We start from the raw sequence: 17,507 nt of genomic DNA on the forward strand, positions 1-17,507 counted from the left end.
CGGGCAGGGCGGGCCGCGCCCCCGGCAAGGCGGGTGGGCCGTATGCCCGGCAACGGCCCCCGGCCGGGCCCGGTTACGCCGGATGTGGCATACGGGCGAAGTTCGGCAAGGGCCAGGACACGAAAGGGTGGTTCGGCCGGAAGCGGCCGAACCACCCTGTAGTGGTGTCCAGTTGGGACGGAAGGGGGACGGGCCGCTACTTCACCGCGCCCGCCATCACGCCCGACACGAACTGCTTCTGGAACGCGAAGAAGACGATCAGCGGGATCACCATCGAGACGAACGCGCCCGGCGCGAGGACGTCGATGTTGTTGCCGAACTGGCGGACCTGCTGCTGGAGCGCCACCGTGATCGGCGGGTTGGTGGCATCCGCGAAGATCAGCGCGATCAGCATGTCGTTCCACACCCACAGGAACTGGAAGATGCCCAACGAGGCGATGGCCGGGCCGCCCAGCGGCATGACCACCCGCGTGAACAGCCGGATCTCGCCCGCCCCGTCGAGCCGTGCCGCCTCCAGGAGTTCGCGCGGGATCTCCGCGAAGAAGTTCCGCAGCAGGAAGATCGCGAAGGGGAGCCCGAAGGCGACGTGGAAGAGGACCACGCCGAACGTCGTCTCGAAGATGCCGACCACGCCGAACAGCTTCGCCACCGGTACGAGCGCCACCTGCACCGGCACCACCAGCAGCCCCACGACCAGCAGGAACCACCAGTCGCGGCCGGGGAAGTCCAGCCACGCGAAGGCGTATCCGGCGAGCGCGCCGATCACTACGACCAGCACCGTCGCCGGGACGGTGATCAGGGCCGTGCTCAACAGGGAGTCGAGGACGGTGTCGTTCTGGAGGATCGCCGAGTAGTTCTCGAAGGTCAGCTCGGCGGGCTTGGTGAAGACCTGCCACCAGCCGGTCGCCGCGATGTCGGCGGAGTCACGCAGCGACGAGATCAGCAGCCCGATCGTCGGCATCAGCCAGAACAGCCCGACGACGATCAGGAAGACCCGCATCACCCCGCCGCCCGCCACGGCCGCGATCCGGCCGGGCAGGGACCGCTTCGCCTTGACGATGTCCGTGTTGACCGTCATCGGTCCCGCTCCTTCCGCATGCGGCGGATATTGAAGAGCATCACCGGAATCACCAGCAACAGCAGGAACACCGCGATGGCGCTGCCGATGCCCAGGTCGGCATCAGTACCGAAGGACGACTGGTACAGCTGGAGGGCCAGGACGTTGGCGTCGTCGAGCGAGTTGCCCGGCGCGATGATGAACACCAGGTCGAAGATCTTCAGGACGTTGATCATCAGCGTGACCGTGACGACCGCGAGCACCGGCGCGAGCAGCGGCACCGTGATCCGGCGGAACACCTGCCACTCGTTCGCCCCGTCGACCCGTGCCGCTTCGAGGAGTTCGCGAGGCAGACCCGCCAGTCCTGCCGCGATCAGCACCATCGCGAATCCGGCCCACATCCACACGTACGAGCCGATGATGGCCGGAGTCACCACGTTCGGCCCGAGCCAGTCGACGCCGTTGTACTGCTCGCGGAAGTTGCTCGCGGGCAACCGGAGTTCGGCGCCCGCGGCGTTCGCGGAGAGCGAGAAGGAGCCGTCGGCCGCCGCCTGGGTGGACTCGACGACCGTGCCTTCCTTGACCGCCTCGATCTTCAGGCCCCGCAGGCCGGACTCCGAGCTGTCGATGACGTTCGGCTTGCCGCCGCCGCCCTTGGTGAAGTCCAGCCACGCCGTGCCGGTGACCCGGTCGGGCGAGGTCGCCGGGGCCTTCGCGGGCTGCACGTCCTTCGGCATCTGGGCGGGGGCGACACCGATCAGCGGCAGATTGACCTGCTGGCCGAGGCGTACCGGCTCCTTGGTGATGTACGCGCCGCCGCCCGCCGCCTTCAGCGGGTGCACCGGGAGCGGCCTGGCCTTGGGGTAGCTGGAGGACTCGGCGAACGTGTCGTGCACGCCCACCCACACCGCGTTCGCGACGCCTCGGTCCGGGTCCTGCTCGTACACCAGCCGGAAGATGATGCCCGAGGCCAGCATCGAGATCGCCATCGGCATGAAGACGATCAGCTTGAACGCCGTTCCCCAGCGCACCCGTTCGGTGAGCACCGCGAAGATCAGGCCCAGGGCGGTGGAGACCGTCGGGGCCACGACCACCCAGATCAGGTTGTTCTTGATCGCGGTGAGGATGGTGTTGTCGGTGAAGAGGCTGACGTAGTTGTCGAATCCCGCGAAGCCGGTGCCCGCCTTGTCGAAGAAGCTGCGGTAGACCGAGAATCCGATCGGGTAGACCACGAGCGCGCCCAGCAGGATCAGCGCGGGCAGCAGGAAGCCGACCGCGATGAGTTTGCGTGTGCCTGTCACGCTCTTGTGCTTGCCGGGGGTGGCGGGGGGCGGCGTCACGCGCGCCGCGCCCCCCGCGGTCGGGGTGGTCACGGCGTCAGTTCTTGAACGCCGCGGCTGCTTCGGTCTCCAGCTTCTGCTGGGCACCCGCGATGTCCTTCGGGTTCCGTACGAAGTCCTGGAGGATCTTCCACTCGCCCTTGCCCGGCGTGCCGCCGAACGACTGCGGTGCCTGGTCCGACATGTCGAAGCGGAAGTCGTCCCCCGCGCCGATCAGCGCCTTCGCGATGTCGCGCAGCGTGTCGTTGGGGTACGCCGACATGTCGACGGACTTGTTCGGCGAGATGAAGCCGCCCGCGCCCGCCGAGATCTTCGCGGCGTCCGTGGAGGCCAGGAAGGTCATCAGCGCCTTCGTGGCCTGGGAGTCCTTCAGCGCCACCGCGACGTCGCCGCCGGTCACCACCGGGGACTTGTCGCCGACCGCAGGGAAGGGGAACACCTTGGCGTCCGTGCCCAGTTTGGCCTTCGTCTGCCCGATGTTGACGGCCACGAAGTCGCCCTCGAAGACCATCGCGCCCTTGGCCTGCTCACCGCCGCTGAAGGTCTGCTCGACGGACTTCGGGAACGGCGTACCGACCGCGCCCTTCGACCCGCCGACCAGGTAGTTCTCCTTGCCGAACAGCTCGGCCATCGTGGTCAGCGCGGCCTTCACGGACGGGTCCGTCCACTTGATCTCGTGCTTGGCGAGCTGGTCGTACTTCTTCGGGCCCGCCTGCGAGAGGTAGATGTTCTCGAACCAGTCGGTGAGCGTCCAGCCGTCCGAACCGCCGACCGAGACCGGGGTGACGCCCGACTGCGAGATCGTTTCCGCGGTGGTCAGGAAGTCCTTCCAGGTCTTGGGCTCGCTCGCCCCCGCGTTCTCGAAGACCTTGGTGTTGTACCAGATCAGGGACTTGTTCGCGGACTTGTAGTACACCCCGTACTGGGTGCCGCCGACGGCCGCGATGTCCTTCCAGCCCTTGGAGTAGTTCTTGTCCAACTGGGCCTGGGTACCCGCGTCGAGGGGCTTGAGCCACTTGTTCGCGACGGCTTGCTTGAGCGCGCCCGGCTGCTGGAGCATCGCGACGTCCGGGGGAGTGCCGCCGGAGATCTTCGAGCCGATGTACGTGAGCATGGCGTCCTGCGTCGGCACGTAACTCACCGTCGCCCCGGTGCGCTTCTCGAACTCCTTGAGGACCTTTTTGAAGTTCTCGCCCTCGGCGCCCGTCCATACGGCGATGACCTGGAGCTTCTGACCGTCCAGGTTGGGGAGCTTCAGTGCGTCGGCGGGCGGCTGCGGGGCGCCCGAGGTGCCGCCCGGCTTCTCCGGGTCCTTCTTGCCGCCGCCGTCGCCGCAGCCGGTGAGGGCGAGCGCACTCGCCGCCGTCACGGCCATCAGAGCCTGCCGGGCCCGCCTGCCGTGCGGACCGCCGAAGGTTCCTCGCCCGAAGGCGCCTCGCTGTTTCCGCTGGTGAAGAGTTGTGCGCATCACTGCCCCGTCTCTCCCGTGCACGTACCGACCGGCCGACCGCCGCTCTTTACTGACCTGTGAACTTCTTTCCCGTGCGGTCAGTCCTACGCCCGGCGGTGATGGCCCGCAATAGTGCCTTCGGTGTCAACTCGGCTTTCGTTGTGGCCTCGTGACGTGCCATCACCCTGCGGTGGCAGGTGTACGGAGGAGGGGTGGCAGAGGTACGGGCAGGGGCCGGGCGCGTCCCCGGTGTCGGCCCGGAGCGCCCGGCTGCGCGCTCAGCGTGCGCTCATCGGGCCTCCTGCGGGGCGGCCAGCGGCGGCAGCGACTCCGCGTTGACCGTCCGTGCCGCCCGCTCCAGGGCACTGGCCAGCAGCGCGAGGTCGGTCGGCCCGTTGCCCAGCTCGCGGACCGGCCGACGGGTCGGCGGATCGCCCATCCGGTCCCACTCCAGCGGGACCACGGTCGGCCGCTGTGTCGCCGTGCGCGGGATGCGGCCCGTGACCCGGCCGCCCTGGAGCGGCGTCACCGAACCGTCCGGGTGCAGCAGCCTGCCCCGCCCCGGCGCGGGCTCCTCGGGCGCGGGGGCCGAGGGCGGCGGGTCCAGGACCACCCGCAACAGCCTTTCCCCGCGTGCCAGTTCGGTGTCGGCCGTGCGGTCCGGGCGGGCCGAGGCGGCCACCAGGTGCACCCCGAGCCGGGCGCCGTGCCGGGCGACCGCCTCTAGGGCCCGTACGACGGAACCCGCCGAAGGCCGTCCCGTACTGCCCAGCGCGGGAGCGACCAGTGCGTCGAAGTCGTCGACCAGCACCACCAGTCGGGGCAGCGCGGACGGGCCGCCACCGGCCTGCGCCTGACGCTCCCGTTCGCGCTCCCGTACGGAGGCGGGGCGAAGCCGCAGCGTCCCGGTGCTCGGTGCTTCTATGTCGCCCGCGCCCTGGGAACCCCCGGTCCCGCCCGTGCGCGCCTCGCCGCGCTGTGCGCCGATGGAGGCGTACGGAGCGGATGCCTCCGGCCCCTGTGCGGCGGGGGCGGAGCCCTGGCCCGGCGCGTACCCCTGTGCCTGTGCCTGTGCCAGTGCCTGTGCCTGCGTACGTGCCGCAGGAACGGACGGTGTGCCCGAAGCCGCGGAAGCCGCCGAAGCTGCCGAAGCCGCCGAGCCCGCCGTCCGCGGAGCCCGCCCCGCGTGCCAGTCCGCGAAGTCCAGGCCGCCCAGCAGCTCGTCGCGCCGCTTCAGCTCCGCGCCCAGCGCCTGCGCGAACTCGCGCATCCGCACCGGGTCGGAGGCCACCAGGTGCGTCGACACGTGCGGCAGTTCGGTGCAGGCGCGCAGTCCTTCGCCGCGCTCGCCGCCCGCCCCGTCGACCAGGATCAGCCCCAGCCGGTCCGGCCTCGCGGCTGCGGCGAGGGAAGCCGCCGCCGACCGCAGCAGTTCCGTACGACCGCTGCCCGCGGGGCCCTCGACCAGCAGGTGCGGGCCGTCCAGCGCCAGGTCCGCGCAGACCGGGCCGCGCGGACCCGCGCCCAGCACCGCCCACGCCCGGGTCGCCCCCGGCACCTGCTCGTCGTCGGCCGCGGCCGCCCAACGCGCCATCAGGGAAGCGGGAGTCGCTCGGGCCAGACCCAGCTCGTCGAGCAGCCGGGACACCGGGGGCAGCGTCGCCGCCGACAGCCGCCCCGCGCCCCGGCCCTGACCGGGCGTGCCGGAGGGACCGAGGTCGGCGGCGTCCGTGCGCAGCGGGGCCATCGCCCGCGCGAAGCGCTCCGCCCACGCCGCCGAGACCGCGTCCACCGAACCCAGCGTGCCGTGCCCGGCGCTCTGCCCGCCCGCCGTGCGCAGTACCCGTACCGCCGTGGCCACGTCCCCGCTCAGCAGCGCCACCGCTCCGCACTCGCGGAACGCGGGCGCACTCGCGCAGGCCGCGTCGTACGTCGCCTCGACCGGGGACAGCGGGGACGCGGCGGGCGTCTCGGCGAGGCACAGCAGGTGGATGCCGTGCGCCGCACCGTGCGCGGCGAGCCGCACCGCCGCCTCGCGCAGCCCGGCCGAACCGGGGTCGCCGTCCACGATCACCACGGTGCGCGGCGCGTCGGCCTCCAGCGGGCCTTCCTCCGTACGCCGTACCAGCTCGGCGACCCGGGCCGAAGCCTGGTCGCGGTCGTACGCCAGGAGCAGTCGGCAGTCCTGCCCGTGCGCCGGGCGCAGATGCGGCAGCCAGCCCAGCCAGCCCCACTCGCGGGCCCGCTCCTCGGCGGGCCGGGAGCGGTCCGCGCTGATCAGCACGATCTCCAGGTCGGTCGGGGAGTGCAGCGCGGCGAGCTGCGCCACCACGGAACGCGCCAGTCCGGCCAGCCGCGACCGGGGCCCCGCGAGCCCCAGCGAACCCGCCTCCCGCAGCCCCACCGTCACCGGCACAGCGGGCAGCAGGCCCGCGCCGTCGGGGGCGGTCCGGTCGGCGGTGCCCAGGCGCAGCACCAGCGACTCGGGGTGCGCGGGCCCGCGCTCCCACAGCCTGGGCCCCGGCTGGAGCGCGGTCAGCAGCAGCGCCGCGGCGTCGGGCCACGGGTCAGGGGCTGCGGAGTCCGCGACGGGGGCGGGCCGCGCGGAGGGAGCCGCATCGGACACCGGGGCCGAGGTCTCCCGGGCGGGCTGCTCGTCCGCGTAGTCGTGCGTCGGGTCGGTGCGGCCCCCGGCGAGGCGGCGTGCCCAACTCCCTATGCCGCCGCGTCTCCTGGGCTCCTCCTTGCGGGGCTCGGCGGCCCTGCCCGTGCGGGTGTCGTCCCGGCCCGTGCGCGGGTCGTCGCCGCTGTCGACGACCCGTCCGGCGCCGTGCGTACGGTCCGCCGTTCCGGCGAAGGGGCCCTGGCCCTGGTACGCCGGCGGGAAACGGCCGGCAGCCGACGGGGTACCGGGGGCCCCGGTCGCGGAGCCGAACGGCTCCGGGCTCCCGCCCTGTGCCGCGTGACCCTGTCCGTACCCGTCCGGTCGGACAGGGACGGGGCCTGCCTGGCCCTGTCCGTACGTGCCCTGCGCGGGCACCGTGCCGTGCTGTGCCCCCTGTACGGGGGGCTGCGCCGGGGGTCTGCCGCTCACCCTGTGGTGGGACGCGCCCCCTCCGTACCGCCCGGGGGCGGGGGCGGGAGCCTCGGCCGTACCTGGGCCCGCCGCCGACGGCGTGCGCGGCACCCGCAAGTGGCCCTCGCCGTCCGGGGCGGTGGGCAGTGCGCTCCCGTGCGCACCCGCCGGGGCCAGCCGCAGGGCGGACTCGCCGACCCGCAGCAGTGCCCCCGGTGCCAGGCGCACCTCCCGCCGTCCGACCTCGCGGCCGTCCAGCGTCGTGCCGTTCGTCGAGCCGAGGTCGGCGACGGTGACCCGGCCGTCGTCGGCGAGCGTCACCGTGCAGTGCAGCCGGGACACGTCGGGGTCGTCCAGCGGCACCTCGGCGTCGGCCGAGCGGCCGATCCGGATCTGGCCGCCGTGCAGGAGGTGCACGCCGCCCGCGTCGGGGCCCGCCACCACCTGGAGCTGAGCGAGGTCGGACAGTTCGGGGGCGTCCTCCTCGGCCGGGGCCTGGAGCGACAGCACCGCTCCGTCCACCAGCGGCGGTTCGCCCAGTGCGCAGCGCTGTGCGTCCAGGCGCTCGCGCCCGGCGTACACCACCACCGCGCCTGTCGTCTCCGGACCGCCGGGACCCTGCACTGCGGCCGCGAGCCCGGAGGCCACCGCGGCGAGCGCCGTCCCGGCGGGTGCGGTGACGAGCACGTCGCAGACCGCCGGGGCGGCGGCCGCCGCGACCGGTGCTCCCGGCGCGGGCGCGCCCTGCGTGGCGGCTCGGCTCTGGCCGCTGCGCGGCGCGAGGACGGTCAGCCGGATCTGCATCGCGTCAGCGGTCCCTTCTGCGCGCGGCGCGGGCGGCAGGGGCCGGGGAGGAGCTGCTCACTGCGCCGCCCCCGCGAGGTCCCCCCACCCGGCGCGGACGCGTCGTCCGGTACAGGTCGGCACCCACCGTGGGGTGTTGAGGGCTTCGTGCGCCCTCGCGTACCCCATAGGTCTGTGCTGATGGCATCCTCGCACCTGCCACTGACAACCTGCCCGCCGCCCGCCCCCAAGTGATCTTGAATGGTCGGCTGTGGGCGCAAAAGCACCTGTATGAGGCACGCTCGGACAGTGCGCGGGGCGGAGCACCGCCCTCGCCGGGGCGGTCCGCCGAACGGCAGTGGCACACCCCGCACGGACGTGCGGCAACCATCCACCCCGCATGTGCGTCTTTCCCTGGAACACGTGTGCGGTACGTGTGTACGGCCGCGCGCGAAAGGCCGCACGGAAGATCACGCGAAAGGCCGTGCGAAACGTCGTGCGGAAGGCCGTGCGAAAGGTCTCGTCGCCTCGACCGGAGAGGCACGACGCACGTTCGGCCTGTGCCCCGTTCGGCGGCACTACAGTTGGGCAACCGGAAAAGCGGAAGCCCGGCCGACCGGAAGTCCGGCGGTCCGGGACACACACCACGATCAGGGTCAGTCACCGACCAGCAGGGAGTGCATGACGTGCGGCCGGTAGGCAGTAAGTACCTGCTTGAGCAGCCGCTCGGGCGCGGCGCCACGGGCACCGTCTGGCGCGCCCGCCAGCGGGAGACCGCGGGCGCCGAGGCGGCCGTCGCGGGCCAGCCGGGCGAGACCGTCGCGATCAAGGTCCTCAAGGAGGAGCTCGCGAACGACGCGGACGTGGTGATGCGCTTCCTGCGCGAACGCTCCGTACTCCTGCGGCTCACGCACCCCAACATCGTGCGCACCCGCGACCTGGTCGTCGAGGGCGACCTCCTCGCCCTGGTCATGGACCTGATCGACGGCCCCGACCTGCACCGCTACCTCCGCGACAACGGCCCCCTCACGCCGGTGGCCGCGTCCCTGCTCACCGCGCAGATCGCCGACGCGCTGGCGGCCAGCCACGCCGACGGCGTCGTGCACCGCGACCTCAAGCCCGCGAACGTCCTGGTCGACGAGCGCGACGGCGCGATGCACCCGATGCTCACCGACTTCGGCATCGCCCGCCTCGCGGACTCCCCGGGCCTCACCCGCACCCACGAGTTCGTCGGCACGCCCGCGTACGTCGCGCCGGAGTCCGCCGAGGGCCGCCCGCAGACCTCCGCCGTCGACATCTACGGCGCGGGCATCCTGCTGTACGAACTGGTCACCGGCAGGCCCCCGTTCGCGGGCGGCACCGCCCTGGAGGTGCTGCACCGCCACCTCAGCGAGGAGCCGCGCCGCCCCACCACCGTCCCCGAGCCCCTGTGGACGGTCATAGAGCGCTGCCTGCGCAAGGACCCCGACCAGCGCCCCAGCGCCGAGAACCTGGCCCGCGCCCTGCGCACCGTCGCCCCGGGCATCGGCGTGCACGCCACGTCCGCGCAGGTCGAGGCGGCCATGGGCGTCGGCGCGCTGCTCGCCCCCGACCCGGCTCCGGCGCCCGTCCCCGACACCGGGGCTTCCGGCGACGCCGACCCGACGCAGGTGCTGCCGAGCAACGCGGGATCGTACGACCCCAACGGCGCGACCAGCGTCCTGCCCTCGACCGGCGCCCACGGCCAGGTCGGCGGCCCGCGCGGCGCGGCCGACCCGACGGCGGTCATGCCGCCCGTGCCACCGCGTCCGGCCGGTGCCCCCGCCGGTGCGGGCCCCGAGGAACCGCACCCCTGGCAGAACCAGCTCCGCGCCGCCCGCGACCGCAACGAGCAGACGCAGATGCAGTACCTGGACCCGAGCCAGGACCCCCTGCGCCGCCGCCCGCAGCGCCAGCAGGGACAACAGCGCCAGCAGGGGCAGCAGGCCCAGGGACAGTACGGACAGCAGGGTCAGGGCCAGGGGCAGTACGGACAGCAGCAGGGCCAGTACCAGCAGCCCCAGCAGCAGCGCCCGCCCCAGCGGCAGCAGCAGCGCCCCCAGCCCCAGCAGAATTACGCCCCCCAGCACCACCAGCCCCAGGCGCCGCCCCCGCAGCAGCGGTACGCACCCCAGCCGCAGCAGCCGCAGCAGCCCCAGCAGCCCCAGGCACCCGCCCCGCGCGAGCCCCGCCCACCGAGGGAGCCGCGCCGGCGCACCGCCAACCCGATGCGCATCCCGGGCCTCGGCTGCCTCAAGGGCTGCCTGTTCACGATCGTCCTGCTGTTCGTCGCGGCCTGGCTGATCTGGGAGCTGACCCCGCTCCAGGAGTGGATCGGCACCACGAAGGGCTTCTTCGCGCAGATCGGCGACGTGTGGGACAGCATCGTGAAGTTCTTCGACGACATCGGCGGCTCCACGCCGTAGCCCCCTGCCACCAGGAGTGGTCAGGGTGGAGACATGTCGACTTCCGGGAGTGGATTTCGCCCCCGGAAGTACGGAATGACGGCGTGCAGGGGCCATCCTGTGCACTCAACGCCTCGTCGGCGGCGTACTTTGAGGGCCGACGCCAGCCGCTGAGGGAGCAGTCTTGGCACGGAAAATCGGCAGCCGGTACACCGCCCACCAGATCCTCGGGCGCGGCAGCGCGGGCACGGTGTGGCTCGGCGAGGGACCCGAAGGGCCCGTCGCCATCAAGATGCTGCGCGAGGACCTCGCCTCCGACCAGGAACTGGTCGGGCGCTTCGTCCAGGAGCGCACGGCCCTGCTCAAACTGGACCACCCGAACGTCGTCGCCGTCCGCGACCTGGTCGTCGACGGCAACGACCTCGCGCTGGTCATGGATCTCGTACGGGGCACCGACCTGCGCACCCGGCTCGACCGCGAGCGCAGGCTCGCCCCCGAGGCGGCCGTCGCCATCGCCATCGACATCGCCGACGGTCTCGCCGCGGCCCACGCCGCCCAGATCGTGCACCGCGACGTCAAGCCGGAGAACGTACTCCTGGACATGCAGGGCCCGCTGGGCCCCGGCGGCGCGCATCCCGCGCTCCTCACGGACTTCGGCGTCGCCAAGCTCATCGACACCCCGCGCCGCACCAAGGTCACGAAGATCATCGGGACGCCGGACTACCTCGCTCCGGAGATCGTGGAGGGGCTGCCGCCGCGCGCCGCCGTCGACATCTACGCACTGGCGACCGTGCTGTACGAGCTGCTCGCGGGCTTCACTCCCTTCGGCGGCGGCCACCCGGGCGCGGTGCTGCGGCGGCACGTCACAGAGACGGTGGTTCCGCTTCCGGGCATCCCGGAGGAGCTGTGGCAGCTGATAGTGCAGTGCCTCGCGAAGGCCCCGGCCTCCCGGCTGCGCGCGTCCGAGCTGGCGGCGGGCCTGCGCGAGCAGCTCCCCTCGCTGGTGGGGATGGGACCGCTGGACGTGGACGAGCCGGAGGCGGAGCCGACCGGGGTCTCTTCGGAGGCCGACACCGTCGCGTACGGGGCCGAGGGCGCGCGGGAGGCCGAGCCGCAGCCGCGCAAGGGCGCGGTGCCGCTGGTGTCCGGGGGCTCCCTGGACTCGAACCGGGACACGCACACCTCCATGCGCGTGCCCGCGCCGGACGAGCTGGCCGGGGGCCCGCTCGGGACGGCCCGGGTACCGCGCGCCTCGGGTGACCGCCGTCCCGGCTCCGCCCGGCACCGGTCGGAGGTCCGTCGGCGCAGGCTCATCATGACGACGGCGGGGGTGGCGTTGCTGGCGGCGGTCGGCGTGGGCGGCTGGCTCGCGGCCTCCTCCTCCGAGGACGACCCCGCCCCGCCCCCCGGCCACTCGTCCCCGGCCCAGCCCTGACCCTCCCCGGAAGGCCCCGCCCCCGGGCCCCGGAGAGGGGCCCGAGAGGGACCCGGGGCACCCCCGATCCCGCACCGGTTACGCTGGTGCACGTGGCAGTCGTCGATGTATCCGAAGAGCTGAAGTCCCTCTCCTCGACCATGGGGTCGATCGAGGCCGTCCTGGACCTCGAAAAGATGAGGGCCGACATCGCCGTGCTCGAAGAGCAGGCCGCGGCGCCGTCCCTGTGGGACGACCCCGATGCCGCCCAGAAGATCACCAGCAAGCTCTCGCACCTCCAGGCCGAGCTCCGCAAGACCGAGGCCCTGCGCGGCCGGATCGACGACGTCGCGGTCATGTTCGAGCTGGCCGCCGACGAGGACGACGCGGACGCCCTCGCCGAGGCCGAGAGCGAGCTCGTCTCCGTACGCAAGGCGCTGGACGAGATGGAGGTCCGCACGCTCCTCTCCGGCGAGTACGACGAGCGCGAGGCCCTCGTCAACATCCGTGCCGAGGCGGGAGGCGTCGACGCCTCCGACTTCGCCGAGCGCCTCCAGCGCATGTACCTGCGCTGGGCCGAGCGGCACAACTACTCCACCGAGGTCTACGAGACCTCGTTCGCGGAGGAGGCGGGCATCAAGTCCACCACCTTCGTCGTGAAGGCCCCGTACGCGTACGGCACGCTCTCCGTCGAGCAGGGCACGCACCGCCTGGTCCGCATCTCGCCGTTCGACAACCAGGGGCGTCGCCAGACCTCCTTCGCCGGTGTCGAGGTCCTCCCGGTCGTCGAGAAGACCGACCACATCGAGATCGACGAGACCGAGCTGCGCGTGGACGTCTACCGCGCGTCGGGCCCCGGCGGCCAGGGCGTCAACACCACCGACTCGGCGGTGCGCCTCACCCACATCCCGACCGGCATCGTCGTCTCCTGCCAGAACGAGCGCTCCCAGATCCAGAACAAGGCGAGCGCCATGAACGTCCTCCAGGCGAAGCTCCTGGAGCGCCGCCGCCAGGAGGAGCAGGCCGTCATGGACGCCCTCAAGGGCGACGGCGGCAACTCCTGGGGCAACCAGATGCGTTCGTACGTCCTGCACCCGTACCAGATGGTCAAGGACCTCCGTACGGAGTTCGAGGTCGGCAACCCGCAGTCCGTCCTCGACGGCGAGATCGACGGCTTCCTGGAGGCCGGAATCCGCTGGCGCAAGCAGCAGGAGAAGTAAGCAGCAGTACGAGAACGGAGGCGCCGGGACCCCGAGGGGTTCCGGCGCCTCCGCGTTCCCCGGGGCCGGGCCGTGTATGTCACAGCCCTGTGTGCATCGGCCGGGCAAGTGTTCGTAAATCCGGCATCCCGCCCGGAACGTTCTTGACGCCCTTCTCGGGGCTGGGGGAGTGTGGCGGGCAGCATGCGTATGTCTGGGGCGGGTGTGAACGGGGGCGAGCGGGCGGCCTCTTGAGAGGCGGTCCCGTGAACTGACATCCCCGCCAAGGCCGTTGCCCCTGCATAGCTGCTCCACCGACTCGATTGCGAAGAGCTCGCCAGCTACTGGGGGTAGCAACCAGATGACCAACAAGATGCGTGTCCGCGTGGCGCGGATCGCCGCCAGCGCGGTGGTCGCCGCCGGAGCGTCGCTGACCGTCGCGGGCGTCGCGCAGGCCGCCGGTACCGGTGACGGTGCCAAGGGCGGCGTGGGCGTCCAGCTCGACGCCGGTGCCGTCAAGGTCGACGCCGGCATCGACGCGGCCGACCCGGGTGACCCGGGCAAGGACGACCCGAAGGACCCGGGCAAGGACCCGGCTGACCCCGCGGACCCGGCCGACCCGGCTGACCCTGCGGACCCGGCTGATCCCGCGGACCCCGCCGACCCCGCCGACCCCGCGGACCCGTTGGACCCGAAGCCGCCGACGGACCCGAAGCCGCCCACGGACCCCAAGCCGCCCACGGACCCGACGGATCCCAAGCCGCCGACCGACCCGAAGCCGCCGACGGACCCGACGGATCCCAAGCCGCCGACCGACCCGAAGCCGCCGACGGACCCGACGGATCCCAAGCCGCCCACGGACCCGAAGCCGCCGACCGACCCGACGGACCCCAAGCCGCCGACGGACCCGACGGACCCCAAGCCGCCGACGGACCCGACCAAGCCGCCCACGACGCCTCCGACCACCCCCGGTCAGACCGGCGGCACGGGCACCGGCACCGGCACGGGCACCGGTGACAACACCGACGTCGACTCCGTCGCCAACCGCCCGGTCGAGCAGGCCAAGCCGAAGGACGAGCTGGCCGCGACCGGTGCCGGTGACACCACGCTCCTCATGGTCGGCGCCGCGACGATGATCGCCGGTGGCGTCGCCTTCCGCTTCCTGCCCCGCCTGGGCGGAAGTGGCGGCAACGCGGCCTGATCCTCCGCAGCCGTACGCCGTAGAGCAGGCCGTACGCCGTAGAGCAGGCCGTGCGGCGTAGAGCACGCCGTACGCCGTAGAGCACGCGAGAGGGCCCGGGGCGCATCAGCGCCCCGGGCCCCTCCTCGTACGTACGAACCCTTACGCGGCCTGGTGGGCCAGCAGTGCCATCGCCGCCACCAGTACCACCAGCAACGCCACCAGCGTCGCCGGATTCAGCTGGCTGAACGGGCCCTCGCCCTGTTCCAGGCGCTGCCTGCTCGCCCGGCAGGTCGGGCAGCGGCCCTCGGCCACCGGTCCCGCGCAGTTCGCGCACACCAAGCGGTCATAGGTCATGCGCTGTCCTCCTCCGGTCACCGGCCGCACACTCCGCACATCCTGGACGCACACTGACGGATACTTCGCGTTCTCTCCCCATAACGCCCGGGGAAACGCATCCGTTCCCCTCCACTGTGCCAGCAGGTCGACCGACGTGCGCGGCCCGGGGCCAAAGGGCCGCCCGGCAGGCGCTCGGCAGCCACTCGGCAGGCGCCCGGCAAAACGGAGCAAAACGCTCATCGCGGGGAAGCAGCCTGCAAGCCCGGGGCCGGGTCGCGTATGGTCACGCACACCTACTACCGGCGACCGTGGTGCACCTGTGATCCGATTCGACAACGTGTCCAAGTCCTACCCGAAGCAGAACCGGCCCGCCCTGCGGGACGTCTCCCTGGAGGTCGAGAAGGGCGAGTTCGTCTTCCTGGTCGGTTCCTCCGGCTCCGGAAAGTCCACTTTCCTGCGGCTGCTGCTGCGCGAGGAGCGCGCTAGCCAGGGGCAGGTGCACGTGCTGGGCAAGGACCTCGCGCGCCTGTCCAACTGGAAGGTCCCCCAGATGCGGCGCCAGCTCGGCACCGTCTTCCAGGACTTCCGCCTCCTCCCCAACAAGACGGTGGCCGAGAACGTCGCCTTCGCGCAGGAGGTCATCGGCAAGCCGAAGGGCGAGATCCGCAAGGCCGTCCCCCAGGTGCTCGACCTGGTCGGCCTCGGCGGCAAGGAGGACCGGATGCCCGGCGAGCTCTCCGGTGGTGAGCAGCAGCGCGTGGCCATCGCGCGGGCCTTCGTCAACCGCCCCATGCTGCTGATCGCGGACGAGCCGACCGGCAACCTCGACCCGCAGACCTCCGTCGGCATCATGAAGCTGCTGGACCGCATCAACCGCACCGGCACCACTGTGGTGATGGCGACCCACGACCAGCAGATCGTCGACCAGATGCGCAAGCGCGTCATCGAACTTGAGAAGGGCCGTCTCGTACGCGACCAGTCTCGCGGCGTCTACGGCTACCAGCACTGAAAGGACGCCGATGCGCGCCCAGTTCGTCCTGTCGGAGATCGGTGTCGGTCTTCGAAGGAACCTCACGATGACCTTTGCCGTCATCGTCTCCGTGGCTCTCTCCCTCGCTCTCTTCGGCGGCGCGCTCCTGATGCGCGACCAGGTCAGCGAGATGAAGAGCTTCTGGTACGACAAGGTCAACATCTCGATCTACTTCTGCAACAAGAACGACGCGGAGACCGGCGTACCGCAGTGCGCCAAGGGCGAGGTCACCAAGGACCAGAAGGCCCAGATCGAGCGGGATCTCAAGGGGATGGACGTCGTCGAAAGCGTCTTCCACGAAGACGCGGACGAGGCGTTCAACCACTACAAGGAGCAGTTCGGCGACACCCCGATGGCGAACGTCATCACGCCGGACCAGATGCAGGAGTCCTTCCGCGTCAAGCTCAAGGACCCGCAGAAGTACAAGGTGGTGGCCACCGCCTTCCAGGGCAGGCCGGGCGTGCAGTCCGTCGAGGACCAGAGATCCATCCTCGACCAGCTCTTCGAGCTGATGAACGGCATGAACGTCGCCGCGCTCTTCCTGATGGGCCTGATGCTCGTCATCGCACTGATGCTGATCGTGAACACCGTGCGCGTCTCCGCGTTCAGCAGACGGCGGGAGACGGGCATCATGCGGCTCGTCGGCGCGTCGAGCTTCTACATCCAGGCGCCGTTCATCATGGAGGCCGCGGTCGCCGGGCTCATCGGCGGTGCGCTCGCCTGCGTGCTGCTGGTCCTCGGCCGGTACTTCCTGATCGACCACGGTCTGGCGCTCGCCGACAAGATGGAACTGGTGCAGTTCATCGGCTGGGACGCGGTCCTCACCAAGCTCCCGCTGGTGCTCGCGATCAGTCTGCTGATGCCCGCGCTCGCCGCCTTCTTCGCGCTCCGCAAGTACTTGAAGGTGTGAGCCCTGCCGTGAAGGTGTAGCCCCGCACCTCCGCAAACACTCCGCGAACCACGTGCCCCGTACGGCAACAAGCCGTACGGGGCGCGGTGTTTGTCCTAGACTCGTCGCCATGCCAGGCCCGGAATTCGGTATCCGGCCCCGCGGCCTGTGCCGCGGGGCGGCCCTGACCTTGGTCTTCGCGGGGGCTCTGGCCACCGTCTCGACGACCGGTCCCTGGGCGTACGACGAGGAGCCGCAGCCCTTTTCGGCGGTACGGTCCGCCGCCGCCGGGGCGGCCAGGGGCGAAGCCGCCAGAGCGTCCACGGACGCGGTGGCCAGGGCGGCGGCCGAGGCCGTCGCCGACGGCAAGTCCGGCAAGGAGGCCGCCCAGGAGGCGGTCAGCCGCAGTGGCGACCGGTGGGGCGCGGTCTACGACCCGGCCGAGTACAAGGAGTTCGAGCAGTCCCTGGACGGTGAGTACACCGGTGTCGGCCTGGTCGCCAAGCGGCGTGCCGACGGCCGCGTCCAGGTCGAGCGGGTGCGCCCCGGCGGCCCCGCCGCGAAGGCGGGCGTCCGGCGCGGCGACGCACTGCGCGGCATCGACGGCCGCGACGTGGACCGCCGCCCGGTCACCGAGGTCGTCTCGCTGCTGCGCGGCGACGGCTCGGGCGCCGAGGCGGGCACTCCCGTACGGATCAAACTCCAGCGCGGCAAGAAGGTCTGGACGCAGGAAGTCCGCCGGGCCACCCTGCCCACGGACGCCGTCACCGTGGAGCGGCTCGCGGGCGGGGCGGTGCTGATCAAGGTGGCCTCCTTCACCAGGGGTTCGGGGGAGCGGGTACGGGACGCGGTGCGCGCCCTCCCCGCGGGCAAGGGCGTCCTGCTCGACCTGCGCGGCAACGCGGGCGGGCTGATCGGCGAGGCCGTCACCGCCGCCTCCGCCTTCCTCGACGGCGGGCTCGTGGCGACGTACGACGACCGGGGCAGACAGCGGGCGCTGCACGCCGAGCGCGGCGCCGACATGCTGAGACCGTTGGTCGCGCTCGTCGACGGCGGCACGATGAGCGCCGCCGAACTGGTGACGGGCGCGCTCCAGGACCGGGGCCGGGCGCTGACCGTCGGCTCGCGCACCTTCGGCAAGGGGTCGGTGCAGAAACCGAGCCGCCTCGCGGACGGTTCGGTCGCCGAACTGACGGTCGGCCACTACCGCACCCCCGCCGGGCACCATCTGGACGGCCGGGGCCTCACGCCCGACCTCGTGGCGACCGAGCGGGCCCGGGAGCGGGCCGAGACAGTATTGAGTGGCCTTCAGGGGGGCTCGTAGTGC

The 17,507-nt window shown here is 72.1% G+C and carries 12 protein-coding genes; 7 read left to right on the plus strand and 5 right to left on the minus strand.

Annotated elements, in window-relative coordinates; genetic code table 11:
• Nucleotides 1-196: 196 nt before the first annotated feature.
• The 4 genes from OG897_RS05235 to OG897_RS05250 all read right to left on the minus strand — a co-directional run bounded on the left by OG897_RS05235 (nucleotide 197) and on the right by OG897_RS05250 (nucleotide 7,727).
• Nucleotides 197-1,078 carry a carbohydrate ABC transporter permease gene (locus OG897_RS05235; protein ID WP_266653269.1) on the minus strand — a complete coding sequence of 294 codons (882 nt, stop codon included), beginning with the start codon at nucleotides 1,076-1,078 and terminating at the stop codon, nucleotides 197-199.
• Nucleotides 1,075-2,397, minus strand: a complete 1,323-nt coding sequence (locus OG897_RS05240; protein WP_266656581.1) for a carbohydrate ABC transporter permease — start codon at nucleotides 2,395-2,397, stop codon at nucleotides 1,075-1,077. The genes OG897_RS05235 and OG897_RS05240 overlap by 4 nt, the downstream gene beginning before the upstream one ends.
• Nucleotides 2,398-2,434: 37 nt before the next feature.
• Entirely contained in the window at nucleotides 2,435-3,772 is a 1,338-nt protein-coding gene (locus OG897_RS05245) for an ABC transporter substrate-binding protein (RefSeq protein WP_266656583.1), read from the minus strand.
• 364 nt (nucleotides 3,773-4,136) lie between these two features.
• On the minus strand, nucleotides 4,137-7,727 hold the full coding sequence (locus OG897_RS05250; RefSeq protein WP_266653271.1) for an FHA domain-containing protein: 3,591 nt from the start codon (nucleotides 7,725-7,727) through the stop codon (nucleotides 4,137-4,139).
• 665 nt (nucleotides 7,728-8,392) lie between these two features.
• On the opposite strand from OG897_RS05250, the gene OG897_RS05255 reads away from it, so the two are divergent.
• The 4 genes from OG897_RS05255 to OG897_RS05270 all read left to right on the plus strand — a co-directional run bounded on the left by OG897_RS05255 (nucleotide 8,393) and on the right by OG897_RS05270 (nucleotide 13,943).
• Nucleotides 8,393-10,150, plus strand: a complete 1,758-nt coding sequence (locus tag OG897_RS05255; protein ID WP_266653273.1) for a serine/threonine-protein kinase — start codon at nucleotides 8,393-8,395, stop codon at nucleotides 10,148-10,150.
• Between the two features lie 163 nt (nucleotides 10,151-10,313).
• On the plus strand, nucleotides 10,314-11,564 hold the full coding sequence (locus OG897_RS05260; RefSeq protein ID WP_266653275.1) for a serine/threonine-protein kinase: 1,251 nt from the start codon (nucleotides 10,314-10,316) through the stop codon (nucleotides 11,562-11,564).
• Between the two features lie 92 nt (nucleotides 11,565-11,656).
• Nucleotides 11,657-12,763 carry a peptide chain release factor 2 gene (prfB, locus tag OG897_RS05265; protein WP_266653278.1) on the plus strand — a complete coding sequence of 369 codons (1,107 nt, stop codon included), beginning with the start codon at nucleotides 11,657-11,659 and terminating at the stop codon, nucleotides 12,761-12,763.
• A gap of 340 nt (nucleotides 12,764-13,103) precedes the next feature.
• On the plus strand, nucleotides 13,104-13,943 hold the full coding sequence (locus OG897_RS05270) for a hypothetical protein (protein WP_266653280.1): 840 nt from the start codon (nucleotides 13,104-13,106) through the stop codon (nucleotides 13,941-13,943).
• Between the two features lie 141 nt (nucleotides 13,944-14,084).
• Here OG897_RS05270 and OG897_RS05275 read toward each other — a convergent pair whose 3' ends face one another.
• Nucleotides 14,085-14,279 (minus strand): hypothetical protein, encoded by a 195-nt coding sequence (locus OG897_RS05275; RefSeq protein ID WP_266653282.1) that lies wholly within the window; start codon nucleotides 14,277-14,279, stop codon nucleotides 14,085-14,087.
• Between the two features lie 301 nt (nucleotides 14,280-14,580).
• On the opposite strand from OG897_RS05275, the gene ftsE reads away from it, so the two are divergent.
• From ftsE to OG897_RS05290, 3 genes are all read left to right on the plus strand, one after another.
• Nucleotides 14,581-15,270 (plus strand): cell division ATP-binding protein FtsE, encoded by a 690-nt coding sequence (gene ftsE / locus OG897_RS05280; RefSeq protein WP_266653284.1) that lies wholly within the window; start codon nucleotides 14,581-14,583, stop codon nucleotides 15,268-15,270.
• A gap of 10 nt (nucleotides 15,271-15,280) precedes the next feature.
• Nucleotides 15,281-16,201 carry a permease-like cell division protein FtsX gene (gene ftsX / locus OG897_RS05285; RefSeq protein WP_266653286.1) on the plus strand — a complete coding sequence of 307 codons (921 nt, stop codon included), beginning with the start codon at nucleotides 15,281-15,283 and terminating at the stop codon, nucleotides 16,199-16,201.
• 109 nt (nucleotides 16,202-16,310) lie between these two features.
• Entirely contained in the window at nucleotides 16,311-17,504 is a 1,194-nt protein-coding gene (locus tag OG897_RS05290) for a S41 family peptidase (RefSeq protein WP_266653288.1), read from the plus strand.
• Nucleotides 17,505-17,507: the final 3 nt, after the last annotated feature.

It is taken from the genome of Streptomyces sp. NBC_00237, assembly GCF_026342435.1.
In the GTDB taxonomy this organism is placed as follows: domain Bacteria; phylum Actinomycetota; class Actinomycetes; order Streptomycetales; family Streptomycetaceae; genus Streptomyces.